At 56.4% G+C, this 23,254-nt stretch carries 26 protein-coding genes; 6 read left to right on the top strand and 20 right to left on the bottom strand.

The window, feature by feature from the left end:
* Window positions 1-104 precede the first annotated feature (104 nt).
* Window positions 105-854, bottom strand: coding sequence for a thiol:disulfide interchange protein DsbG (gene dsbG / locus A1WC_RS18775; protein WP_016160486.1), 750 nt, complete (start codon window positions 852-854; stop codon window positions 105-107).
* A 411-nt stretch (window positions 855-1,265) separates the two neighbouring features.
* Here dsbG and ahpC point away from each other — a divergent pair, with 411 nt between their 5' ends.
* Window positions 1,266-1,829, top strand: a complete 564-nt coding sequence (gene ahpC, locus A1WC_RS18770) for an alkyl hydroperoxide reductase subunit C (RefSeq protein ID WP_002894394.1) — start codon at window positions 1,266-1,268, stop codon at window positions 1,827-1,829.
* Window positions 1,830-2,016: 187 nt separating this feature from the next.
* Window positions 2,017-3,582, top strand: coding sequence for an alkyl hydroperoxide reductase subunit F (gene ahpF / locus A1WC_RS18765; RefSeq protein WP_008805622.1), 1,566 nt, complete (start codon window positions 2,017-2,019; stop codon window positions 3,580-3,582).
* Between the two features lie 72 nt (window positions 3,583-3,654).
* Here the strand turns inward: ahpF and uspG are convergent, their stop codons facing one another.
* The 4 genes from uspG to dcuC all read right to left on the bottom strand — a co-directional run bounded on the left by uspG (window position 3,655) and on the right by dcuC (window position 7,124).
* Window positions 3,655-4,083, bottom strand: a complete 429-nt coding sequence (gene uspG, locus A1WC_RS18760; RefSeq protein WP_002894401.1) for a universal stress protein UspG — start codon at window positions 4,081-4,083, stop codon at window positions 3,655-3,657.
* A gap of 188 nt (window positions 4,084-4,271) precedes the next feature.
* Entirely contained in the window at window positions 4,272-4,682 is a 411-nt protein-coding gene (gene rnk / locus A1WC_RS18755; protein WP_008805623.1) for a nucleoside diphosphate kinase regulator, read from the bottom strand.
* Between the two features lie 178 nt (window positions 4,683-4,860).
* Window positions 4,861-5,658, bottom strand: a complete 798-nt coding sequence (rna, locus tag A1WC_RS18750; protein ID WP_016160487.1) for a ribonuclease I — start codon at window positions 5,656-5,658, stop codon at window positions 4,861-4,863.
* Window positions 5,659-5,750: 92 nt separating this feature from the next.
* The gene (gene dcuC, locus A1WC_RS18745) at window positions 5,751-7,124 is read right to left on the bottom strand and encodes an anaerobic C4-dicarboxylate transporter DcuC (protein WP_008805625.1); all 1,374 of its coding nucleotides are present in this window, start codon (window positions 7,122-7,124) and stop codon (window positions 5,751-5,753) included.
* Between the two features lie 335 nt (window positions 7,125-7,459).
* On the opposite strand from dcuC, the gene pagP reads away from it, so the two are divergent.
* Both pagP and cspE read left to right on the top strand, forming a co-directional pair.
* Window positions 7,460-7,981 carry a lipid IV(A) palmitoyltransferase PagP gene (gene pagP, locus A1WC_RS18740; protein ID WP_306047527.1) on the top strand — a complete coding sequence of 174 codons (522 nt, stop codon included), beginning with the start codon at window positions 7,460-7,462 and terminating at the stop codon, window positions 7,979-7,981.
* Window positions 7,982-8,174: 193 nt separating this feature from the next.
* Window positions 8,175-8,384, top strand: coding sequence for a transcription antiterminator/RNA stability regulator CspE (gene cspE, locus A1WC_RS18735; RefSeq protein WP_012542460.1), 210 nt, complete (start codon window positions 8,175-8,177; stop codon window positions 8,382-8,384).
* A gap of 66 nt (window positions 8,385-8,450) precedes the next feature.
* Here cspE and crcB read toward each other — a convergent pair whose 3' ends face one another.
* Window positions 8,451-8,834 carry a fluoride efflux transporter CrcB gene (gene crcB, locus A1WC_RS18730; RefSeq protein ID WP_008805628.1) on the bottom strand — a complete coding sequence of 128 codons (384 nt, stop codon included), beginning with the start codon at window positions 8,832-8,834 and terminating at the stop codon, window positions 8,451-8,453.
* Window positions 8,835-8,923: 89 nt separating this feature from the next.
* Here crcB and A1WC_RS18725 point away from each other — a divergent pair, with 89 nt between their 5' ends.
* Both A1WC_RS18725 and tatE read left to right on the top strand, forming a co-directional pair.
* The gene (locus tag A1WC_RS18725; protein WP_008805629.1) at window positions 8,924-9,712 is read left to right on the top strand and encodes a deaminated glutathione amidase; all 789 of its coding nucleotides are present in this window, start codon (window positions 8,924-8,926) and stop codon (window positions 9,710-9,712) included.
* 244 nt (window positions 9,713-9,956) lie between these two features.
* On the top strand, window positions 9,957-10,163 hold the full coding sequence (gene tatE, locus A1WC_RS18720; protein ID WP_008805630.1) for a twin-arginine translocase subunit TatE: 207 nt from the start codon (window positions 9,957-9,959) through the stop codon (window positions 10,161-10,163).
* A gap of 200 nt (window positions 10,164-10,363) precedes the next feature.
* Here tatE and lipA read toward each other — a convergent pair whose 3' ends face one another.
* The 14 genes from lipA to lptE all read right to left on the bottom strand — a co-directional run bounded on the left by lipA (window position 10,364) and on the right by lptE (window position 23,249).
* Complete coding sequence (gene lipA, locus A1WC_RS18715) at window positions 10,364-11,329, bottom strand: lipoyl synthase (RefSeq protein ID WP_002894467.1); 966 nt, start codon at window positions 11,327-11,329, stop codon at window positions 10,364-10,366.
* A gap of 180 nt (window positions 11,330-11,509) precedes the next feature.
* Window positions 11,510-12,469 carry a YbeF family transcriptional regulator gene (locus A1WC_RS18710; protein WP_012968702.1) on the bottom strand — a complete coding sequence of 320 codons (960 nt, stop codon included), beginning with the start codon at window positions 12,467-12,469 and terminating at the stop codon, window positions 11,510-11,512.
* A gap of 129 nt (window positions 12,470-12,598) precedes the next feature.
* Window positions 12,599-13,243 (bottom strand): lipoyl(octanoyl) transferase LipB, encoded by a 645-nt coding sequence (gene lipB, locus A1WC_RS18705; RefSeq protein ID WP_008805632.1) that lies wholly within the window; start codon window positions 13,241-13,243, stop codon window positions 12,599-12,601.
* Window positions 13,244-13,347: 104 nt separating this feature from the next.
* Complete coding sequence (gene ybeD / locus A1WC_RS18700) at window positions 13,348-13,611, bottom strand: DUF493 family protein YbeD (RefSeq protein WP_002894474.1); 264 nt, start codon at window positions 13,609-13,611, stop codon at window positions 13,348-13,350.
* 112 nt (window positions 13,612-13,723) lie between these two features.
* The gene (dacA, locus tag A1WC_RS18695; protein WP_008805633.1) at window positions 13,724-14,923 is read right to left on the bottom strand and encodes a D-alanyl-D-alanine carboxypeptidase DacA; all 1,200 of its coding nucleotides are present in this window, start codon (window positions 14,921-14,923) and stop codon (window positions 13,724-13,726) included.
* 138 nt (window positions 14,924-15,061) lie between these two features.
* Window positions 15,062-16,219, bottom strand: coding sequence for an endolytic peptidoglycan transglycosylase RlpA (gene rlpA / locus A1WC_RS18690; protein ID WP_008805634.1), 1,158 nt, complete (start codon window positions 16,217-16,219; stop codon window positions 15,062-15,064).
* Between the two features lie 11 nt (window positions 16,220-16,230).
* Entirely contained in the window at window positions 16,231-17,343 is a 1,113-nt protein-coding gene (mrdB, locus tag A1WC_RS18685; protein WP_008805635.1) for a peptidoglycan glycosyltransferase MrdB, read from the bottom strand.
* Window positions 17,343-19,244, bottom strand: a complete 1,902-nt coding sequence (mrdA, locus tag A1WC_RS18680; RefSeq protein ID WP_008805636.1) for a peptidoglycan DD-transpeptidase MrdA — start codon at window positions 19,242-19,244, stop codon at window positions 17,343-17,345. The genes mrdB and mrdA overlap by 1 nt, the downstream gene beginning before the upstream one ends.
* 27 nt (window positions 19,245-19,271) lie before the next feature.
* Window positions 19,272-19,739: a 23S rRNA (pseudouridine(1915)-N(3))-methyltransferase RlmH gene (gene rlmH, locus A1WC_RS18675; RefSeq protein ID WP_002894620.1), complete on the bottom strand. Its 468-nt coding sequence runs from the start codon at window positions 19,737-19,739 to the stop codon at window positions 19,272-19,274.
* 3 nt (window positions 19,740-19,742) lie between these two features.
* Window positions 19,743-20,060: a ribosome silencing factor gene (gene rsfS, locus A1WC_RS18670; protein ID WP_002894623.1), complete on the bottom strand. Its 318-nt coding sequence runs from the start codon at window positions 20,058-20,060 to the stop codon at window positions 19,743-19,745.
* Between the two features lie 222 nt (window positions 20,061-20,282).
* On the bottom strand, window positions 20,283-20,912 hold the full coding sequence (locus A1WC_RS18665; RefSeq protein ID WP_016160489.1) for an adenosylcobalamin/alpha-ribazole phosphatase: 630 nt from the start codon (window positions 20,910-20,912) through the stop codon (window positions 20,283-20,285).
* 72 nt (window positions 20,913-20,984) lie between these two features.
* Window positions 20,985-21,635, bottom strand: a complete 651-nt coding sequence (gene nadD, locus A1WC_RS18660) for a nicotinate-nucleotide adenylyltransferase (protein WP_012968700.1) — start codon at window positions 21,633-21,635, stop codon at window positions 20,985-20,987.
* Window positions 21,628-22,659, bottom strand: a complete 1,032-nt coding sequence (gene holA / locus A1WC_RS18655; RefSeq protein ID WP_032691138.1) for a DNA polymerase III subunit delta — start codon at window positions 22,657-22,659, stop codon at window positions 21,628-21,630. Before holA ends, nadD begins: the two co-directional genes overlap by 8 nt.
* A complete protein-coding gene (gene lptE / locus A1WC_RS18650; RefSeq protein WP_008805640.1) occupies window positions 22,659-23,249 on the bottom strand; it encodes an LPS assembly lipoprotein LptE in 591 nt (196 codons plus the stop codon). Before lptE ends, holA begins: the two co-directional genes overlap by 1 nt.
* Window positions 23,250-23,254 lie beyond the last annotated feature (5 nt).

The following is a 23,254-nucleotide window of genomic DNA, read 5'->3' on the forward strand; positions in this document are numbered from 1 at the left end:
GTGAATTTAATTACCGGACTATAACGTTAAGTTCTGCTTAATATATCTTATCGTCGACAGGGGCGCCAGCGGTCGTTGTTATCTGGCGCCATTATGCAATGGGATTATTCTTGTTCGCCCATCATGATCTGCAGTTTTTCTTTATTCGGCAGGCCGACCACCTGCTGCAGCATATTATCCTTATTCATATAGTAAATGGCTGGCGTGACGTTGGCTCCCAGTTCGTCCATCAGTTGCTGATTAACGTTGAGCACTTTCATTTTCTCCGGCGGAATAGCCTGCGGGATCGTCAGGGCCATTTTCCCATTCGATTGCTCATAATCATGCCAGGTCTTCGCCGGATCCTTGGTGGCAAGAATGGCGGCGGCGGTGGCCGGACTCTCTGGTTTGATCACCCCCACCAGCAGGGTGCGGATCTGCACTTTACCGGCTTCCACCCAGGGGCGGGACTGCTGCCAGAACTGTTTACAGTAGGGGCAGAAGGGATCGGCAAAGACATACAGCACGATGGGAGCGTCCTTATTGCCATCCTGCAGCCAGTGGGCGCTGGCCATCTTCTTCCACATCTCCTGTCCTGCCGGGGTATAGAGTTCTTTCTGAAACAACTGCTCGCTGAGGTTGCTGCCGTTCTCATCATACATATAGCCGGAAATGGCATGTTTGCCGTCCGGCGTGAGGTAGATGGCGACCCCCATGTCCTGGTATTTGCCCAGCCAGCCTTTCATTCCCCCTGGCGCCTCAAAGGGTTTTATAATGGTAATGCCCTGTTTTTCAATCGCTTTTACCGGAGCGGGGAGCTCCTCCGCCTGGCTGCATAACGGAAAAAGGCTGAGCAAGAGAAGACGCTTTAACATGAATATTCCTTGTAAAATCAGCAGGAAAGGGCAAAACGATTGTCGAACCTATCACAGTCATAGGCAAGATCAGCAGAATGACGGATTGCCCTTTGCTGGCGTGGGTGATGTAATCCTGGATGCTGTTACATTAAGGTAATGTAGAGCGCAACACATAGCCAGTCTGACTGGCGCTGAACCTACCTTCGGGTATTTCAGGTAACGGGGCCGCCTGAAAGGGTGGCCTTTTTACTTTTGTCGCGGCAAATGATGCGAAAAACAGCGATCAGCGCTGAACGCGTCGACAGGTTCACAGAGTTGTCTTGTTCCGGTTGTTAGATAACGCTTATTGATTCGATAATGTAAACGCATTGGTCGGGTCAGGAAAAATTCGTTAACTTAGACCTCAACGAAAACACGGAGGAAGTATAGATGTCCTTAATTAACACCAAAATCAAACCGTTCAAAAACCAGGCATTCAAAAATGGTGAATTCATCGAAGTCACCGAGAAAGACACCGAAGGCCGCTGGAGCGTCTTCTTCTTCTATCCGGCTGACTTCACTTTCGTCTGCCCGACCGAACTGGGCGACGTGGCTGACCATTACGAAGAACTGCAGAAGCTGGGCGTAGACGTTTACTCTGTGTCTACCGATACCCACTTCACCCACAAAGCGTGGCACAGCAGCTCTGAAACCATCGCGAAAATCAAATACGCGATGATCGGCGACCCGACTGGCGCCCTGACCCGTAACTTCGACAACATGCGTGAAGATGAAGGTCTGGCTGACCGTGCCACCTTCGTGGTTGACCCGCAGGGTATCATCCAGGCGATCGAAGTTACCGCTGAAGGTATCGGCCGTGATGCGTCTGACCTGCTGCGTAAAATCAAAGCGGCGCAGTACGTTGCTTCTCACCCAGGCGAAGTCTGCCCGGCTAAATGGAAAGAAGGCGAAGCGACACTGGCTCCGTCTCTGGACCTGGTCGGTAAGATTTAAGTCTGTTTGTGCCCGGCGGCGCTACGCTTGCACGGGCCTACAAGATTGTAGGCCGGGTAAACGGCGTGCCACCCGGCAATCAATGGGCGCTTTGGCGCCCATTTTATTCCAACACCATGATGCAAGCGCATTCAGGCAGCCTGACAAGGCCGCTTGCATGATGATGTTTTAAGCCCAGGAGATAACAATGCTCGACACCAACATGAAAACCCAGCTCAAGGCCTACCTTGAGAAGCTGACCAAGCCTGTTGAGCTGATTGCCACGCTGGATGACAGCGCTAAATCGGCAGAAATCAAGGAACTGTTGGCTGAAATCGCTGAATTGTCAGACAAAGTCACCTTTAAAGAAGACAACACGCTCGCGGTACGTAAGCCATCATTTCTGATTACTAACCCAGGTTCCGACCAGGGCCCACGCTTTGCAGGCTCTCCGCTGGGCCACGAGTTTACCTCGCTGGTGCTGGCGCTGCTGTGGACCGGCGGTCATCCGTCGAAAGAGGCCCAGTCGCTGCTGGAGCAGATCCGCGATATTGATGGCGATTTCGAGTTCGAAACTTATTATTCACTCTCCTGTCATAACTGCCCGGATGTGGTGCAGGCCCTGAACCTGATGTCGGTGCTCAACCCGCGCATCAAGCACACGGCGATTGACGGTGGGACCTTCCAGAATGAAATTACCGATCGCAACGTCATGGGCGTTCCTGCGGTGTATCTGAATGGTCAGGAGTTTGGTCAGGGGCGAATGACGCTGACGGAAATTGTCGCCAAAGTGGATACCGGTGCGGAAAAACGCGCAGCGGAAGAGCTGAACCAACGTGACGCTTACGATGTGCTGATTGTCGGCTCCGGCCCGTCCGGTGCTGCCGCGGCGGTCTACTCTGCGCGTAAAGGTATTCGTACCGGCCTGATGGGCGAGCGCTTCGGCGGTCAGGTGCTGGATACCGTGGATATCGAAAACTATATTTCGGTGCCGAAAACCGAAGGCCAGAAACTGGCCGGCGCGCTGAAGGCGCACGTCAGCGACTATAACGTCGATGTGATCGACTCCCAGAGCGCGACCAAACTGACGCCAGCGGCGACAGAGGGCGGCCTGCATCAGATTGAAACCGCCTCTGGCGCGGTGCTGAAGGCGCGTAGCGTCATCATTGCCACCGGGGCGAAATGGCGCAATATGAACGTACCGGGCGAAGATCAGTATCGCACCAAAGGCGTGACCTACTGCCCGCACTGCGACGGTCCGCTGTTTAAGGGCAAACGCGTAGCGGTAATTGGCGGCGGGAACTCCGGGGTAGAAGCCGCTATCGACCTGGCGGGCGTCGTAGAGCATGTGACCCTGCTGGAGTTTGCTCCAGAGATGAAGGCCGACCAGGTGTTGCAGGATAAAGTCCGCAGCCTGAAGAATGTCGACATCATTCTTAATGCGCAGACCACGGAAGTGAAAGGCGATGGCAGCAAAGTCACCGGCCTGCAATATCGTGACCGGGTGAGCGGTGATGAGCATCATGTCGCGCTGGCGGGGATCTTCGTCCAGATTGGCCTGCTGCCTAACACCACCTGGCTGGAAGGCGCCGTTGAGCGCAACCGCATGGGTGAGATCATCATCGATGCGAAGTGCGAAACCAATGTCAAAGGCGTATTCGCCGCTGGCGACTGCACCACCGTGCCGTACAAGCAGATTATTATCGCGGCAGGGGAAGGGGCAAAAGCGTCGCTGAGCGCCTTCGACTACCTGATCCGCACGAAAACCGCATAACAAGTCAGACAATAGACCTGCATAACAAAGAGGCTACCCTGGGGTAGCCTCTTTTTTTCTATTTCGTCATATTTACCTGACGACCATCACCGGGATATGGGCATGGCGGATCACGCTTGAGGCATTGGATCCGAGCAGGTGGGTACTGATGGACGGGTTGCGCGAGCCAATCACCACGACATCGGCGTTAATTTCGCTGGCCAGCTCGTTGACCATATCGCGCACGCTGCCGAAACGGACATGCAGCTTGATACGTGAGGGGTCAATGCTGAAATGGCTGACCATCGTCTGCAGACGAGTTTCCGCCTCATGCTGCAGGTGTTCTTCAAACCGCCGCAGATCGGCGGTAAAGCGGCTCATGGTGAAGCTCGCAGAGCCGGGTAATACGTGGAGCAGATGGATCACCCCGTCCTGCTGGGCCAGAAACTCCGCATGCCGGACGGCTTTATCGCTCAGCGCCATCTCAAAGACATCAACGGGCATAATGATAGTCTTATACATATGCAATCCTCCTTGTTCATTTGCGTCTATATCAACATATTATATGCGGATATAGTGTCATTCAGGTCGCAAAACTGTCAGTCAGGCAGGTGCAAAGCGTAAAAAAAGGTTAGCGGGGGAAGAAACAGCAGAAAGAGGATGTATGGACATCCTCTGAATAAAGCGCGAAACGCCTCAGGCAGCAGGGATTAGCGGTGGAATTCGCCAGCGGCTTCCGGCTGGTACAAGAGCTCCAGCACTTCCAGGTGTGTCGATGCACCGCCCGGCAGCTCCCAGTGAATGGTGCTGCCGACTTTCAGACCCAGCAGCGCGGCGCCCACCGGCGCGAGGACGGAGAGCTGGCTGGCGCTGTCAGTCACCTGAGACGGAAACACCAGCGTCCGCACGCGCTCTTCGCCGCTGGTTAAATCGCGGAATTTTACCTTACTATTCATGGTGACGACGTCATGCGGCATCGCTTCCGGCGCCAGCATTTGCGCGCGGTCGAGCTCGTCATTCAGGGCATCGGCAACCGGTAAGTTGGCGAAAGCCGGCTGCTCCAGCAGCCTGTCGATACGTTCGGCATCCAGTTCGTTAATGATGATTGCGGGTCTGGTCATTGCATACTCCATGTTATCCAGGAACCTGTCCGTAAAAGAAAACCCTCGCCGAAAAGGGCAAGGGTTAAGGTCCTACCATCATACTGAGAGTTGCCGGTAGTTTGAAGTGATGAAACGCACATTCAGCGTGCAACGCCCCCCGGCGGGCGGCGTTTTCTGCTCAGCATGTCGCTTTGCGCTACTGACCGACCTTGTCCAGGATAAACTGGGTTCCACAGTTGCCCGGATGGGGTTGCGGCAGAAAGGCGGACGTGGTCAGCGGGGCGTTGATGGTGGCGGCGTTGAGGGAGATTTGCATCTCGGTCAGATAGGCCGGATTACCGTTACAGGTTAATTTAAACGCCTTCACGCTTTGCGGACCCCAGGCGCGGGCCACCGCGGCATCGAAGTCGGCGCGGCTGACGGTTTGACCATAATGCTTCGCGAGGAAATCGCCTACCGGGCTATGCTTAATTTCCCCATTCAGGCGCACCATGGTGCCAAAATAGCTATCGGGATCAAAGCCGAAGCAGACGCCATGTTTGGCGTATTCGTAGCGCTCCAGGCAGGAGGTGCCGCCCGAACCCGGCATCACGTTATTGAGCTTATTGGCCATCTCCAGCGACAGCCCGGTTTCCGCCGCCTGGCATTTGCGGTTCGCTTTCACTTCCGGCATGTTGGGCACCGGGCGCGTGGCGCAGCCGTAGCGCATCCAGCGTCGTTCATCCACCCCGCGCGCGGCAATCGACTTTGGCAGCCCGGGCCACAGGCCGTGCACGGTCAGAAAGTCGGCTTTGTTCGCGGTGTCCTGCTGCAGGCGACACTCTTCCGGTTCGCTACGGTTGCGGTCAAGCATGCTCTGACAGAATCCGGTTTGCCAGGAGAGGGCAAGAACGTAGCGGTCAAAATCAGCGTATCGCGTCGCGGTGAGCGGTTCAGCGCCGGCCTGAGTGGCGGTGAGCACAAGGGCAAGCGCGGCGAAATCCTTCCTGAACATGTTTATTCCTGATTGTGGATGGCAAAAGATAACGGGGAGTTATTAAAGCATAAAAAAGGCGCCCGCTGGCGCCTTTTCGCGTGGTTAGACCATTAGTGGACTGCGCTGCCGGGCACCAGAATCTCAGTGGCGATAATCACCACCAGCAGGCCAACCATCACCGGCACGGAGGTACGTTTGACCACTTCGAACGGCGAAATTTTTGCCATCCCGGCAACGGCGACCACCACCCCGGAGACCGGCGATATCGTGCGGCCGAGGTTAGAGGCCTGCAGCATCGGAATCGACAGATAAGCCGGATTGATGCCGGAAGAGTGCGCCAGCTTGGGGATCATCTCAACGAAGGCGTAGAACGGGGCATTACCGGAACCGGTGGTCATTGCCGCCAGCATGGTCAGGATCACCAGCACCAGCATCAGAATAATACTGGCCGAGCCGAAGGAGGTGGCGATGGAGATCAGCCCATTGATAAAGCCGATGGTGCTTAGCCCCTGGGCGAAGACGCCGGCGGCGACCAGCAGCATCACTACGCCGGCGAAGGCGTCAGCCATCCCGCGGTAGGCGACTTCAAGCCCGCTGAAGACGTTTTTGGTGTTAAACCCGCGCAGGAACTCAAGGATCGCCGCCAGCAGCATGCAGCCGACGAGGATGGTGATAATGTGCAGTTCCGGTCCCCATTTACCATCAAAGATCAGCACGCCGATGATCGGGGTAAACGGCAGAATGGCGTACAGCGCCGGGGCGGTGGTGGTGATGTCGTTGACATCCAGCATTTCGTGGGAAATGTTCTCTTTTTTATCCAGGTAACGCTGCCAGAAGAAATGGGCGATTGCCATGCAGATAATGGCCGCGATGGAGATGGGCAGCGTGGTCTTGAAGGCAAAGTCGATCAGCGGCATTTCTGCGGCTTTAGCCGCCAGTACAACATCGCCAGAGGTAGGCGAGAGGATAATGGCCGCCGGTGAAGCGCAGATGGCTGCCGCCGCCCCGCGACTGATACCGACGTTCACCATCACCGGGAACAGCGTCGCCATCAGCAGCACGCCAAGGCCGGTCGCAGAGGAGACCGCCAGCGACATCAGGCAGGCGACAAAGTAGGCGGCAATCATCAGCAGATAGGGCGAATTAATATAGCGCAGCGGCTTTGATGCTAATTTCACCACCATATCATTGGCGCCAATATGGGTCATGTAGGTGGCGAAGCCGCACAGCATCATAATCATCATACCCAGATCGCCACCGCGGCTCATGAGTAGAATCTTAATGTATTCAATAATATCGGTGGCAGAATAACCGGTGCTGTCGGTATTGCCCGGCAAGACTTTATGCCCCAGCAGGGCGCTGACGATCAATAAGATTAAGCCCCCGACGAACAGCACCCCGGTGGCCGAGTAGCCCTTAATGATATAGCGGGCGACGCCCACAATGACCACAATCCCGATCAGGATCTCAACAAACGTCAGCATTTATTACCCCTAAGCCCAAAGAATATTTAGATAAAAAGCGTCATGCCAAATTTTAATGTGCGAATGTGCCGAAAAAACGGACAAAACTCGCTGATGCAAATCAATAAAGCGATAAGAACTACGCGTCACCCGTCTCGCCTGGATATAATCACCAGATGGATAGTTAAAAGGTTCTGATGGTCACCGGGCAAAAATCAGGAGTTTGCCTTATTTCGTTCAACCTGTATTGAGACTATCTTTGCTATTTTAGGCGGCTTTTAAATGAAAGTGGTAATGGAAAAGTGTTGATGTTACGTCGTTTTTCTCTGTTTTCTCTTGGTTTTTTTGGATGGTTGTTGGTATCCGTAAACGCCAGCGCGTCGTTTTCATCGACCCTCAGCGAAGGTTACCAGACCTTAAGTAATAACGTCGCGCAGACCTGGAATGAGCCGGAGCACTATGACTTGTACGTTCCAGCCATTACCTGGCACGCGCGGTTTGCCTATGATAAGGAAAAGACGGATAAGTATAACGAACGCCCCTGGGGCGCGGGTTTTGGCGTCTCGCGCTGGGATGAGAAGGGAAACTGGCACGGTCTGTACCTGATGGCGTTTAAAGATTCTTTCAATAAATGGGAGCCTATCGGCGGCTACGGCTGGGAGAAAACCTGGCGCCCGCTGACCGACCAGAATTTCCACCTTGGACTCGGCTATACCCTTGGCGTGACGGCGCGCGATAACTGGGACTACATCCCCATTCCGGTGATCTTACCATTGGCGTCAATAGGTTACGGTCCGGCGACTTTCCAGATGACCTATATTCCCGGCACCTACAATAACGGTAACGTTTACTTCGCCTGGGCTCGTATACAGTTTTAATTCGCTAAGTCTTAGCAATAAATGAGATAAGCGGTGTGTCTTGTGGAAAACAAGGACTAAAGCGTTACCCACTAAAAAAGATAGCGACTTTTATCACTTTTTAGCAAAGTTGCACTGGACAAAAGGTACCACAATTGGTGTACTGATACTCGACACAGCATTAGTGTCGATTTTTCATATAAAGGTAATTTTGATGTCTAAGATTAAAGGTAACGTTAAGTGGTTTAATGAGTCCAAAGGATTCGGTTTCATTACTCCGGAAGATGGCAGCAAAGATGTATTCGTACACTTCTCTGCAATCCAGTCCAACGGTTTCAAAACTCTGGCTGAAGGTCAGCGTGTAGAGTTCGAAATCACTAACGGTGCCAAAGGCCCTTCTGCTGCAAACGTAATGGCTATCTAACCAACACGTCAGTAGAATATAAAAACCCGCTTAACGCGGGTTTTTTTTTGCCTGTTTTTCAGATCGTTAACGGCTGGCGGCCTGCGAGAAAAGCCAGAAGGCGACGGCCGTCATGGCAAACGAACCCAGCAAATTCACCATCACGTTGAGGAGTGCCCAGCTCACCCGCCCCTGCTGCAGGAGAAAGACCACTTCCGCCGAGAAGGTGGAGAAGGTGGTCAACCCGCCGCAGAACCCGGTGGTGATCAGGAGCTTCCACATCGGGTCAATATCCGTCAGACGGTTAAACCACGCCAGCCCGGCACCAATCACAAAGGCGCCTACCAGGTTGGCCGTCAATGTCCCAATCGGGATAGCATGATGCACAGGGTTGAGCTTCATGCCGAGCCACCAGCGCAATACGCTGCCGGTGCCACCGCCAATAAAAACGGCGCAAAGAAGTTGAAACACGGTTGTTTCCTGCTATTTGATATAAGAGAACCTCAAGTGTAGCGCGCGACGGGCGCGATTGGCTATTCATAACCTGACCGGAGAAAAACATGCGGGTAGCGGCAGGACAATTTGCCGTCACGCCAGTATGGCGGACGAATGCGCAGACCTGTGTGACGATGATGCAACAGGCTGCGCGTGAAGGGGCGGCGCTGCTGGTGCTGCCAGAGGCGTTACTGGCGCGAGATGACAACGACCCGGATATGTCAGTGAAATCGGCTCAGCCGCTGGATGGGGCGTTTTTGCAGCTGCTGCTGGCTGAGAGCGGGCGTAACCGTTTGACCACGGTCCTGACGCTGCATGTGCCGTCGGCAGAAGGCCGTGCGACCAATACGCTGGTGGTCTTGCGGGATGGCGAAGTAATAGCCCATTATCACAAACTGCATTTATACGACGCCTTCGCAATGCAGGAGTCGCGGCGGGTGGATCCTGGCCAGCAGATCCCGCCGGTAATTGAAGTGGCGGGGTTACGCGTTGGCCTGATGACCTGCTACGATCTTCGCTTTCCGGAACTGGCCCTATCGCTGGCGCTGAACGGAGCTGAGCTGCTGGTACTGCCCACCGCATGGGTGAGAGGGCCACAGAAAGAGCACCACTGGGCGACGCTGTTGGCGGCGCGCGCGCTCGATACGACCTGCTATATCGTGGCGGCAGGCGAATGCGGGACGCGGAATATTGGTCAGAGCCGCATTGTAGACCCGCTGGGAACGACGCTGGCGGGGGCCGGGAGCGAACCGCAGCTGATCTTTGCCGATGTCTCCGCAGAGCACCTTGCGCGGGTTCGCGAGCGTTTGCCGGTACTGCAGAACCGACGATTTGCGCCACCGCAATTATTGTGATGTTTTTTTAAACAGGGCTTGATTCACCTTGTTACAGATTGCTATTGTGTCCGCGCGTCAAATACCCGTATTGTTTATCCTAATAATTCGCTGTGCACGTCAGGACGGACACCCCTGCGCTAACTCCTTCAGGGGGAAGGCTCTGGGCCGAATCACGCAGCCCACGCACAGGTGGATTACAATATGACGGATAAATGCGTGTATGATGGCGTATTCGCAGCTTGTATAGAGAAGAAGGTTAGCTATGGGTGAGATTAGTATTACCAAACTGCTGGTAGTCGCAGCACTGATTATCTTAGTGTTTGGTACCAAGAAATTACGTACGCTGGGCGGCGACCTGGGTTCGGCTATCAAGGGCTTTAAAAAGGCCATGAACGAGGATGACGATAGCGCGAAGAAAGCCACCGTGGAAGAAGAAGCGCCGGCGCAGAAGATCTCTCATAAAGAGTAATTGATCCGATGCGTCCCCCCGGAGGGATGCTGGCGGAACGGTGAAGAGGCCGCGACGAATATCGTTGCGGCCTTTGTCGTTTTTGGCGATGCCGCGCAGAAAAGATGCAACGAACTGTTACGAAAACGCGAAGCAGAGGAAGCAGAGGAAGCGGAGAGGGGCCGCTGCGGCGAAAAGGCGCGCAGCGGCAGAAGCGGCAGTTACTTCACTTCCATTCCTTTAGCCTGCAGGTCGGCATGATAGGAAGAGCGAACGAAGGGACCGCAGGCGGCGTGGGTGAAGCCCATCGCCATCGCTTCCGCTTTCATCTCTTCGAACTCTTCCGGGCTGACGTAGCGCTGTACTGGCAGGTGGTGACGGCTCGGCTGCAGATACTGGCCTAACGTCAGCATGGTGACGCCATGGCGACGCAGGTCGCGCATCACTTCAATGATCTCGTCGTTGGTTTCGCCCAGACCGACCATCAGGCCAGATTTCGTCGGGATCTCCGGATGCGCTTCTTTAAAACGCTCCAGCAGCTTCAGCGACCAGTTGTAATCCGCGCCCGGACGCACCTGACGATAGAGACGAGGTACGTTTTCGAGGTTATGGTTGAAGACATCCGGCGGGGTTACCGTCAGAATATCAAGCGCGCGATCCATGCGGCCGCGGAAATCCGGAACCAGCGTTTCGATCTTAATCGACGGGTTTTTCTCGCGAATGGCGCTGATGCAGTCGGCAAAATGCTGTGCGCCGCCATCACGCAGGTCGTCACGGTCCACTGAAGTGACCACGACGTAGCGCAGACCCATATCAGCGATGGTTTGCGCCAGCTTCTGTGGTTCGTTCGCATCTGGTGCAACCGGGCGCCCGTGCGCGACATCGCAGAACGGGCAGCGACGAGTACAGATCGCGCCGAGGATCATAAAGGTCGCGGTACCGTGGTTGAAGCATTCTGCAAGGTTCGGGCAGGAGGCTTCTTCACACACGGAGTGCAGGCCGTTCTTACGCATCGCTGCTTTGATACCCTGGATACGGGACGAATCTGCCGGAAGTTTGATTTTCATCCATTCCGGTTTTCTGAGCAGAGCTTCACGCTCAGTTGCCACGTTTTTCACCGGGATAAGGGCCATTTTATCGGCGTCGCGGTACTTAACACCGCGTTCCATCACAATGGGTTTACTCATAGCGTGCGTGTTCCAGTTGCGAGTCACGAAGGAAAGCGAATTAATTCAATGAAATGTTGCAATTATCAACTATTTTTGAATCAAGAGCAGGCAGTATACCATTGAAAAGGGGCAGAAAGCAGCCTGCCTGCCTCGCAAATTGTAAAATAGTTGTTGTTTTATCCTTTTCCTTTCCGTGCGCTACGCCTTAAACGCCTGGATTACCGTCTCGATAATTTCTTTCAGCAATGGCTCCTTCCCGCTTTGCTTATTGTAGTGCAGCGCAACATTAATTTTTTCGTCCTGCAGGGAGTGAAAATCCAGGGTTTGCAGTGGCCAGAGCCGGGATACCATGGCGAACAGGCGCTCGGTGGTCAGCCCCAGCATGTCGCTCTCGGCGATCATGGCTGCCTGGGTCAGCAGGTTAAAGGTGCTGAATCCGCAGCGTCGTTCGCCCATCTCTTCCTGCAGGCGGCGGTGAAGGGTGGGGTAGCGCTGGCCTTCCGGAAGCAGCAGCGCAAATTCATACTGAGCGAGATGGGCTTCATCCTGTGGGCCGTGCAGCGCAGGGTGCTCAGCACGGCAGTACATCCGTACCCGATCCTGGTACAGCACATGATGGCTTATCGCCTGGCCGCTGTGCAGATGAGTGTCAATTAACAGATCCACCTGGCGCTGGTCGAGCTGCCGTGCGGCGTCGGTGATGGCGATGTTGTGCAACAGGATCTGCGGAAAGGCCGGTTTTAGCGCACTGGCCACGATGGGTATCAGTAGCGCCCCCATGCCTGGCGTGGTGGCGATAGTGATCACCCGCTGCTGGTGGGGGCTACCGGCGATATCCAGCGCACTGAGGAAAGCCTCCATACCCCGGCTGATGTACTGATGAAGATGGGTAGCATACGCGGTGGGCATCACACCTTGCCCCTTGCGGATAAACAGCGGGTCAGGAAAAAGCGCCCGCAGTTTGTTAATCGACTGGCTAATAGCCGATGGCGTGATATTCAGTATCTTAGCGGCGTTGACGATGCCTTTATGGACGTAAACGGCTTCGAAGATGGTTAACAGGTTGAGGTCAATATTGCGCAGGATGCGAAACATCTGGCGGTCATAACGTTCATCCTGTCGTTCAGGGGATTCTGACGGAGACGTATTCTCTGGCACGCGATGAGTCCGGTTGGGAATGATAGGGCAAGTATAGCGGCCCACCACATCCCGTACGTGACAATTGATTGCAAAAATAATGTGTTAATCGTTTAGCGCCCCGCCGCCTGCGGGGCGCTGATCTACCGTTTACTGCTGGGGGAGATATTCGTGCGGGGGATGGTTCAGCAGCGCCAGCAGATTGGCAACCAGCCGCGGGGCGACCGTCTCTGGAGTCACCTCTGGCTGCCACTGGCGCATTTGCGTCATCTCCATGCCGGCATAGCCGCAGGGATTGATGCGCAGAAATGGCGCGAGATCCATCGCGATATTGAGCGCCAGACCGTGGAAAGAGCACCCTTTGCGGATCCGCAGTCCCAGTGAGCAGATTTTGCGATCGCCGACGTAGACCCCAGGGGCATCGGCGCGGGGATGCGATTCGATGCCATACTCGGCCAGGGTATTAACGACCGTTTGCTCCAGCAGCGTCACCAGCTCGCGCACACCCAGCTTGCGGCGTTTAAGGTTCAACAGAACATACATTACCTGCTGTCCTGGACCGTGATAGGTCACCTGGCCACCGCGATCGCTCTGGATCACCGGAATATCGCCGGGCACCAGCACGTGTTCCGCTTTGCCTGCCTGGCCCTGAGTGAAGACCGGGGGATGTTCCACCAGCCAGATCTCGTCGAGGGTGTCTTCATCGCGGGCGTCGGTGAATTCATGCATCGCCTGCGAGATGGGTTCGTATGGTTGCAGGCCAAGCTGCCGGATAAGAATTTTATTGTGCTGCAAAACAACATCTCCGCCGGGAAGAGAGGACTCAGGGCCGGGAGTATATCACAGCAGGGCGGAAGGGGATGAAAGGACCCGGCACGGCGGCCGGGTCGGGGAAAAGGTTACAGCACCATCCGTACGATATCGATATTGCCTAACTCTTCGTACAGCGTTTCCACCTGCTCAATGTGGGTGGCGTTGATGGTGATGGAGACCGAGTGGTAGTTACCTTTGCTGCTCGGTTTTACTGACGGCGAGTAATCACCAGGCGCATGGCGCTGTACCACTTCCACCACCTGATCAACCAGCTCCGGCAACGCCTGTCCCATTACTTTGTAAGTAAAGGGGGTAGGGAATTCCAGCAGTTCGTTAAGTTTGGTTTTCATGTCAGCTCCGGTGTTACGACAAAATAATAACTCCCACCAAGGGCGGGAGTTATCAGGTTACTTGGATAAATAGTATATGGGGATGGAAATCACACTTTCAAGTGTTCGATTTTTAACCAAACCAGTGGTGGAACATTAACTTAATGTAATCAATAATTTTGCCAAAGAAATTCCCTTCCGGGATTTCCTGCAGCACCACGAGCGGGCGCTGATCGATAGTTTTACCATCCAACTGGAAGTTGATGGTGCCGACCACCTGGTTTTTCTGCAGCGGGGCGTGCAGTTCAGTGTTATTCAGCACATAGCTGGCTTTCAGATCTTTCATCCGGCCACGCGGGATGGTCAGGTAGACATCTTTATCCACCCCCAGCGAGGCGCGATCGCTGTCACCGAACCAGGCCGGTTCGGAAGCAAACTCTTTGCCGGCTTTGATCGGGTTGACGGTTTCAAAGAAGCGGAAGCCCCAGGTCAGCAGTTTTTTGCTTTCCGACTCACGACCTTTGAAAGTACGTCCGCCCATCACCGCCGAGATAAGACGCATCTGGCCTTCGGTGGCAGAGGCGACGAGGTTGTAGCCCGCTTTGTCGGTATGACCCGTTTTGATGCCGTCGACGTTCAGGCTGTTATCCCACAGCAGGCCGTTACGGTTCAGCTGGCGGATGCCGTTGAAAGTGAACTCTTTCTCACGATAGATAGAGTACTCGTTCGGCACATCGCGGATCAGCGCCTGGCCAATCAGCGCCATGTCGCGCGCGGAACTGTACTGTCCGTCAGCATCGAGGCCGTGAACGGTCTGGAAATGGGTGTTTTTCAGGCCCAGGGCGTTAACATAGTTGTTCATCAGGCTGACGAAGGCGTCCTGGCTACCGGCAACATAGTCGGCCATGGCCACGCAGGCATCGTTACCCGACTGCAGGTTGATACCCCGGATCAGCTGCGAAACCGGAACCTGCATCCCCGGCTTGAGGAACATCAGAGAAGAGCCTTTGAAAACCGGGTTGCCGGTGGCCCAGGCATCGTTGCCGACAGTGACCAGATCGGACTCTTTGAATTTACCCGCTTTCATCGCCTGACCGATGACATAGCTGGTCATCATTTTGGTCAGACTGGCCGGGTCGCGACGGGAGTCGGCGTTATTTTCCGCCAGCACTTTGCCGGAGTTGTAATCAATAAGCACCCAGGATTCGGCGTCAATCTGCGGGGCGCCTGGGATCATCGTTTTGATATTCAGGTCATCGGCGCGGGCAGCGGAGGAGAGCGCTGCAACGGAGAGCGCCGTGATGAGTAAACGAGCGGTGAAAGAGGTCTTCATGGTCAGAACAACGGCATCCGTGATGGAGTTAAAAAAGTGCCTTACTATAGCAAATGCTCTGCGGGCCAGCATCCGACATTGCGCATGAGTTTGTTAATGACTTTTACATGCGCAAGGTGAACGGGCTGCCCGCGGCGTTTAGTTGGCGCGAGTAATAAAGGACTGCAGCTGCGCTTCGCTTTGCAGGCGCTGCTGAACGGCGCTGGCCTGCGCCTTATCAGCAAACGGGCCCAGCTGAATACGCCATACCGCGCCGTTTTGCGTGACCCGGCCTGGCACCGAGAACTGCTGGCTCAGGCGCTGCTGATACTGCTGCGCCCGCGCCTGGTCGCTCACTGCGCCAACCTGGACGACAAAATTACCGCTGGCGCTGGAGGTGGCGGTAGAGGAGGCGGCAACGGCGCTGGCGGTCGCGGCAGTGGCCGCTGTCGCCGCTACGCTACCCTGGATGGAGCCTGGCGCGGTGACGGGAGCCGTTTGCGTCGCGACGGCAGCAGCAGGGGCCGCAGTGGCGGCGGTCGTGGCTGCCGGCTCGCTACTCTCCAGCACGCCGCTGTTCAGCGGCGTCGGGGCGCCGAGGAAACCGCCGCTGTTCACCGGCGCGCCGACGCTGTCTTCCGGCTTCAGCGTGCTGTTGCTGATCGGGCGAACGTCGGCAGGCGCAGGCTGGTTCATACCTGTGGCGTCACCGCCGTCCAGATTCGGTCGGGCGGGCAGGGCGTACGTCTGTTTGGCGACGGTGGTGCAGGCCATTCCCGGACCGGAAAGCGAACCGTCAGGCGCAACGATGATGGGGTCGATACGCACCTTGGTGTTGTTCGAGGTGTTCAGACGGTCAGCAGACGCACGGGAGAGCGAGATAACGCGATCGTTACCATACGGGCCGCGATCGTTAATCCGCACGACGATCATGCGGCCGTTAGCGAGGTTGGTGATCCGCGCATAGCTCGGGATTGGCAGCGTGGGGTGCGCCGCGGTCAACTGGGTCGGATCGAAGGTTTCGCCGCTGGCGGTCAGGTTACTGTTAGGTTCCGCGTCATAGATCGCCGCAAAACCAGCCTGCGTAAAGTTGGCCGGATCCTGAACGATTTTATAGCTTTTACCGTCGCGCTCATAATCCTGATTCGCCGTGGCGTTCGGCGTTTCATACTGCGGATCGGCGCCGCTGATCTCAACCGTCGGGCCATTACAGACGGCCGGCTGTGGAGTACTGACCGTTTTTTGTTGCACGTCATCACTCGAACATGCCGCCAGCAGCCCCGCTGCTATGCAGATCCCCAGCCATTGCTTACGCATTGCAAACCCCTTTAAACGCTTTTCGACAACATTTTTCTGTGGGTATGGATCGACATCACGATACCAAACCCGGCCATCAATACGATCAGGGCGGAGCCCCCGTAGCTCACCAGCGGCAACGGTACGCCCACCACCGGTAAAATACCACTCACCATACCAATATTTACGAAGACATAAACGAATAAAATCAACATTAAACCACCGGCCATGACCCGGCCAAAGGTGGTTTGCGCCTGGGCGGCGATCCACAGCCCGCGCATGATCAGCAGAATATAGAGCGCCAGCAGGATCAGCACACCAATCAGCCCCAGCTCTTCGGCCAGCACGGCGAAGATAAAGTCGGTGTGGCGTTCCGGCAGGAACTCCAGCTGCGACTGCGTGCCGTGCAGCCAGCCTTTGCCGCGCAGACCGCCGGAGCCAATGGCAATTTTAGACTGAATAATGTGATAGCCGGCGCCCAGCGGGTCAGTTTCCGGGTCGAGGAGCATCATCACGCGCTGGCGCTGATAGTCATGCATCAGGAAGAACCACAGGATCGGAATAAAGGCGGCGACCAGCACCACGGCGATCCCGATAAGACGCCAGCTTAGACCGGAAAGGAACAGCACAAACAGCCCGGAGAGGGCGATCAGAATCGAGGTGCCGAGGTCGGGCTGCGCTGCCACCAGCAGGGTCGGCAGGAAGATCAGCACCAGCGCAATCGCGGTGTTCTTCAGCGACGGCGGACAGACGTCGCGGTTAATAAAGCGCGCGACCATCAGCGGCACGGCGATTTTCGCTATCTCCGACGGCTGAAAGCGGACGATACCGAGATCCAGCCAGCGCTGCGCCCCTTTGGAGATAGCGCCGAAAGCATCAACGGCCACCAGCAGAATAATACAGAAAATATAAAGATAGGGCGCCCAGCCTTCATAGACCCGCGGTGGGATCTGCGCCATGACGATCATGATCACCACGCCCATGGCGATCTGGCCGATTTTACGTTCCATCATGCCGACGTCCTGACCGCTGGCGCTCCAGATAACCAGCGCACTATAGGTCAGTAGCGCCAGCAGGATCAGCAGCATGGTGGGGTCAAGATGGATTTTATCCCACAGCGATTTTTTGTTCGGATTATCCGTCATTATTGATCCTCCCCTGCGGTGACCGCCGGGTTTTCGCTTGGCAGCGTGGTGTTGTTATCGCCCAGCATAATGTGATCAAGGATTTGTCGCATAATGGTGCCGACCGCCGGGCCGGCGCCGCCGTTTTCCAGGATCATCGCCACGGCAACCTGAGGGTTGTTATAAGGCGCAAACGCCGTCATCAGTTTATGGTCGCGCAGACGTTCAGAGATGCGGTGCGCGTTATAGGTTTCGTTGGCCTTCAGGCCGAACACCTGGGCGGTACCGGACTTGGCCGCGATCTTATACGGCGCGCTGGCGAAATATTTGTGCGCGGTGCCGTTGCCGCGGTTGGCCACGCCGAACATGCCGTCTTTGGCGATTTCCCAGTAGCCGGAATGGATGTCGCCCACCGGCGGCTCATGCGGCTGAACCCACGGAACGGGCTTGCCGTCTTCCACGGTGCTTTGCAGCAGGTGCGGCACTTTCACCACCCCGTCGTTAATCAGGATCATCAGCGCCTTGTTCATCTGGATGGGGGTGGCAGTCCAGTACCCCTGACCGATGCCCACCGGAATGGTGTCCCCCTGGTACCAGGGTTTCTTGAAGCGCTTGAGCTTCCATTCGCGGGTTGGCATGTTGCCCGAGCGCTCTTCAGAAAGGTCGATACCGGTGTAGTGGCCGTAGCCAAACTTGCTCATCCACTCAGAGAGGCGATCGATACCCATGTCATAGGCGACCTGATAGAAATAGGTATCCGCAGACTCCTCCAGCGCTTTGGTGACGTTCAGGTGGCCGTGGCCCCATTTTTTCCAGTCACGATAGCGTTTATCGGAGCCAGGCAGCTGCCACCAGCCTGGGTCGAACAGGCTGGTATTGCGGGTGATCACCCCGGCGCTCAGCGCCGAGACGGCGACGTACGGTTTTACCGTTGACGCCGGCGGGTAGACCCCCTGCGTCGCGCGGTTGACCAGCGGCGTGTTCGGATCGTTGAGCAGACCGGAGTAATCTTTACTGGAGATGCCGTCGACGAACAGGTTCGGGTCATAGCTTGGCGTAGATACCAGTGCCAGAACGGCGCCGGTACGCGGATCGGTGACCACCACGGCGGCACGGCTACCGGCCAGCAGGGTTTCGATATACTGCTGCAGCTTGAGATCGAGAGTGAGGTAGATATCGCGTCCGGCCTGCGGCGGCACCTCTTTCAGTTGTCGAATGACGCGGCCGCGGTTGTTCACTTCAACCTCTTCGTAGCCGGTCTGACCGTGCAGGACATCCTCATAATAACGCTCAATACCCAGCTTACCGATGTCGTGGGTTGAGGCGTAGTTAGCCAGCTTGCCTTCTTTGTCGAGGCGGTCGACGTCTTTATCGTTAATTTTTGAGACGTAGCCAATGACGTGCGTCAGCGCCGAGTTATAGGGATAATAACGACGCTTGTAGCCTTTGACTTCCACGCCGGGAAAGCGGTACTGGTTGACGGCAAAGCGGGCAACCTGCACTTCACTGAGGTTGACCTTTACCGGAATCGAGGTAAAGCGATGGGAGCGTGCGCGCTCCTTTTTGAAGCCGGCGATATCATCGTCGGTTAAATCGACGACGTCACGCAGCGCATCCAGCGTCTGCTGCACGTTATCGACTTTCTCCGGCATCATCTCCAGCTGATAAATGGTGCGGTTAAGCGCCAGCGGGGTGCCGTTGCGATCGTAAATAATGCCGCGGCTCGGCGGGATCGGTACCAGCTTGATGCGGTTTTCGTTCGAACGCGTCTGATAATCATTGAAGCGAACGATTTGCACATTGTACAGGTTGGCGACCAGAACGCCGGTAAGCAGCAAAATCCCCAAAAAAGCGACCAGCGCCCGGCGCACGAACAGCGAGGATTCAGCCGTATAGTCGCGGAAAGAATTCTGTAATTTCATTCGCTGCTTAGTCTACCCTGATCATCATTACTCACGGTGGTACGGGTGGTTGGTGGTAATGCTCCACGCCCGATACAGACTCTCGGCCACCAGTACGCGCACCAGCGGGTGAGGTAAGGTGAGGGTGGAGAGCGACCAACTCTGTTCCGCCGCTGCTTTACAGGCTGGAGAGAGGCCTTCCGGGCCGCCTACCAGCAAACTGACGTCGCGCCCGTCCTGTTTCCAGCGTTCCAGTTCGCGCGCCAGCTGCGGCGTATCCCATGGTTTTCCCGGAATATCCAGGGTCACGATACGGTTCTTACCGGCAGCGGCCAACATCATCTCACCCTCTTTTTCGAGGATGCGCTTGATATCGGCGTTCTTGCCGCGTTTACCGGCGGGGATCTCCACCAGTTCAAACGGCATATCTTTGGGAAAACGGCGCAGATACTCGCTAAAGCCGGTCTGTACCCAGTCCGGCATTTTGGTGCCAACGGCCACCAGCTGCAACTTCACGCATTAACTCCAGAGTTTTTCCAGCTCGTACAGACGACGGCTCTCTTCCTGCATGACGTGAACCATCACGTCGCCGAGGTCGACGACGATCCAGTCGGCGGCGGCTTCCCCTTCAACGCCCAGCGGCAGCATGCCGGCGGCGCGGGATTCCTGAACCACGTGGTCAGCGATGGACATCACGTGACGGGTAGAGGTGCCGGTGCAGATAATCATGCAATCGGTGATGCTGGATTTGCCATGTACATCAATGGCGACGATGTCCTGACCTTTCAGGTCATCAATTTTGTCGATAACAAAATCCTGGAGTGCTTTACCCTGCAAGTGTTCCCCCTGGGTGCATGAAGATTGATAATGATAAAGAGCCTGACAGTATACCTGAACTGATGAAAAAGTCGGGTGAAATGTCTGTCGGCAGGCGTTCGTGGCGGGGTATCATCCCATCCCTCGCCGCGGATTGCATCGCCATTTTTGTAAAACAATTTCTGCAAACATGCTGTGGCGGATGCTGCCCGGCAGCGGAGAATAGCAGCCTGCTCTGGCCTGTCAATGGTCTGGCGGGAATTCTTCTTGCGGCTGCCAGACGGCCTGGCTATTTAATACGCGCAGGGTGGTGAAATCGTCGCGCATATCGAGGAGGCTCCAGGCGCCATGGGCAATCGGGAAATGCCACATCGCCGCCGCGGGCATCTGCAACAGCAGGGCCGTCAGCAGGCTCAGGACGCCCTGATGGCCGACAATCAGCAGGTGGTCAAGATGGCGGTAGTCGGCCAGCGTTGTGGTGAATTCGCTGACGCGGCGGGCAAAATTCTGAAAGCTTTCGCCGTTGGTGGGGGCCACGTGCTGCCAGTCAGCACACCACGCGGCATAGTTTTCCGCATCCTCTCGCTGAAGGTCGCGATGATGACGCATCTCCCAGTCGCCGAAAAACATTTCATTGAGCGTGGCATGGCACTCACGCGGGATATGGCGATCGCCAAGCAGCAGATCGGCCGTTGTCCCGGTTCTCGCCAGCTCGCTACAGATGACTTTGTCGAAAGGTACTGCCCGCAGCCGTTCGCCGAGCGCTCGCGCCTGGGCGACGCCGCGCGGCGTCAGAGGAGTGGGGGCGTGGCCGCTGTATAACCCGGCAACGTTGGCTTCGGTTTCGCCGTGGCGAACTAACCATAATTTCATGATGATGCTCAGACAGGCGGTGGAGACGTGGCGCTACGATAGCGCTTTTTTAGCGTCGGGCCCAGTCCGGGGTCAGCAATAGAGTCCCTGCTCGCGGATGTAGTCCAGCACGGTGGCCGGCAGCATCTCGGCGCAGGATTCCCCGCGCTCGAGGCGCTGGCGGATAATCGTCGCCGAGATATCGAACCACGGCGTCTCCGCCAGGTAGATGGCCCCGGCGGGGCGGTTATGCAGGCGCTCTACGTCGTGGGTTAAGTGACGGTCCAGCCACTGCTGATCCGCGTCGTGCGCCATGGTCAGCGGGTAACCCGGGCGGCGGCAGACGATCAGATGAACGTTATCAAGGATGGTTTCATAGCGGTGCCAGGTGGGGAAGGTGAGCAGCGAATCCTGGCCGATGATAAACGCCAGCGGTTTGCGCGGCCCCTGCTCCTGGCGCCACTCCTGCAGCGTTTGCGCCGTCCAGGAGGGGGTATCGCGCCGCAGTTCGCGTTCGTCGAGCGTGAACAGCGGTTTATCGGCAATCGCCAGCTTCAGCATGTGCACGCGCTGGGCGCTGGTGGCTTCCGGCTGGGGACGGTGCGGCGGGACGTTGTTAGGCATGATGATGACCTTGCTCAGGCCAATCTGATTCGCCAGGATCTCGACCGGCTTGAGGTGACCATAATGCACCGGATCGAAGGTGCCGCCATAGATTGCCTGTAACTGAGTCATATCAACCATCAATAAAAACGTCCGCCAGGGCTTTGTGGCAGAGCAACAACGAAAGACTTTCCAGTTCGGGCCAGACGTCGTGCCCGTAATCCTGTTTAAAGGTCAGTTCCGCGCGGGTCAGGAGGGTCACCGCCTGGCGCAACTGTTCCCCGCTCAGTCGGGCGAGGGCATCGCTGAGCAGCTGACGGCGGTTTTGCCAGACCCGATGTTTATCAAACAGCGAGCGCAGCGGCGTGTGCGTCGACTGGCGTTTGAGCGTGACCAGCAGCAGCAGCTCCCGCTGTAGCGTACGCAGCAGGATCGCCGGCTCGCAGCCTTCAAGGCGGAGCTGTTGCAGAACATGCAGCACGCGCTTGCTTTTGCCTGCCAGTAGCGCATCGACCCAATGGTAAGGGGTAAAGTGGGCGGCATCGTTTACCGCCTGCTCAACCCGGGGCAGGGTCAGCTTACCGTCCGGCCAGAGCAGCGCCAGACGCTCCAGCGCCTGCGCCAGCGCCAGCAGATTACCTTCGTAACAGTAGCACAGCAGCTGACTGGCCGCGTCGTCGAGCTGCAGCTGATGCTGTTTGGCCCGGGCGGCCAGCCAGCGCGGCAGCTGCGCGTATTCCGGCGTCTGGCAACTGACCTGGACGGCCCGCTGCGCCAGGGCGGTAAGCCACGCGGCATTCTCCTGGGCTTTGGTCAGCTTATTCCCGCGAACTATCAGCAGCAGGTCGTCGTGCAGCAGGCCGATCAGGGTCGCCAGCTGTTCGTTGATCGCCGCGTTAGGGCCGTTTTCCGGCAGGATTAGCAGCAGCGTTTGCCGGCTGGAGAACAGACTCAACGCCTGGCTTAACGCGAAAATCGCCTGCCAGTCGGTACTGTTATCGATGGTGAAGGTGTGGTGCTCGGTAAAGCCCTGGGCGGCAGCGGCTTCGCGAATGGCGTCCTGGCTTTCCTGCAACAGCAGGGGATCGTTGCCAAGCAGCAGATAGGCCGCGCGCAGCCCTTCAGTGAGCTGCGCGCGGAGTTGTTCCGGGTACAACCGAATCATCATTGACCCAGAGTGGTGGATACGCGGTTACCCGAGGAAGCTGGTGCCGTGCTGCCGGCGACCGGTTTCTCTTCCTGCTGGGTTGCTTCAACATCTGCAACCTGCACGCTCGGCAGCTTACGAATCAGCTGTTCCGCCGCTTTGTCGTACATTTCCTGGATAATCATATCCTGCTCGGCGTCTTTCGCTAACGCCGCCTGCGGGTTATCGAAGAACGAACGATAGACCTTGGTGGTAATCGGATAGATATCGTGACCCGGGATCAGGACGCTGGCATGAACGGTCATGACCATCTGATATTCCGCGGTACGACCATCCTGGAACACCGAGGCGGTATCTTTCTGAATCGACGAACCATCGAGGCGCAGAGAAGGAACATCTTTACGCAGCGTGCTGGCGTCGATCAGGTCCACGCCATTAAGACGCAGCTGATTACGTACCGCGCGACTTAACGGTCCGTTCGGATCGCTCGACTGAAGAATCATGGTTTTCATGGTGGTGGGCACCTTCGTAGTGCTACGCAGATGCCAGCCACAGCCGGCGGTGACAAGCACCGCCAGGGATAACAACATTGTTACCAGATATCGCACGCTTC

It is taken from the genome of Klebsiella sp. KTE92 (assembly GCF_000398905.1).
Classification (GTDB): Bacteria; Pseudomonadota; Gammaproteobacteria; order Enterobacterales; family Enterobacteriaceae; genus Klebsiella; species Klebsiella variicola.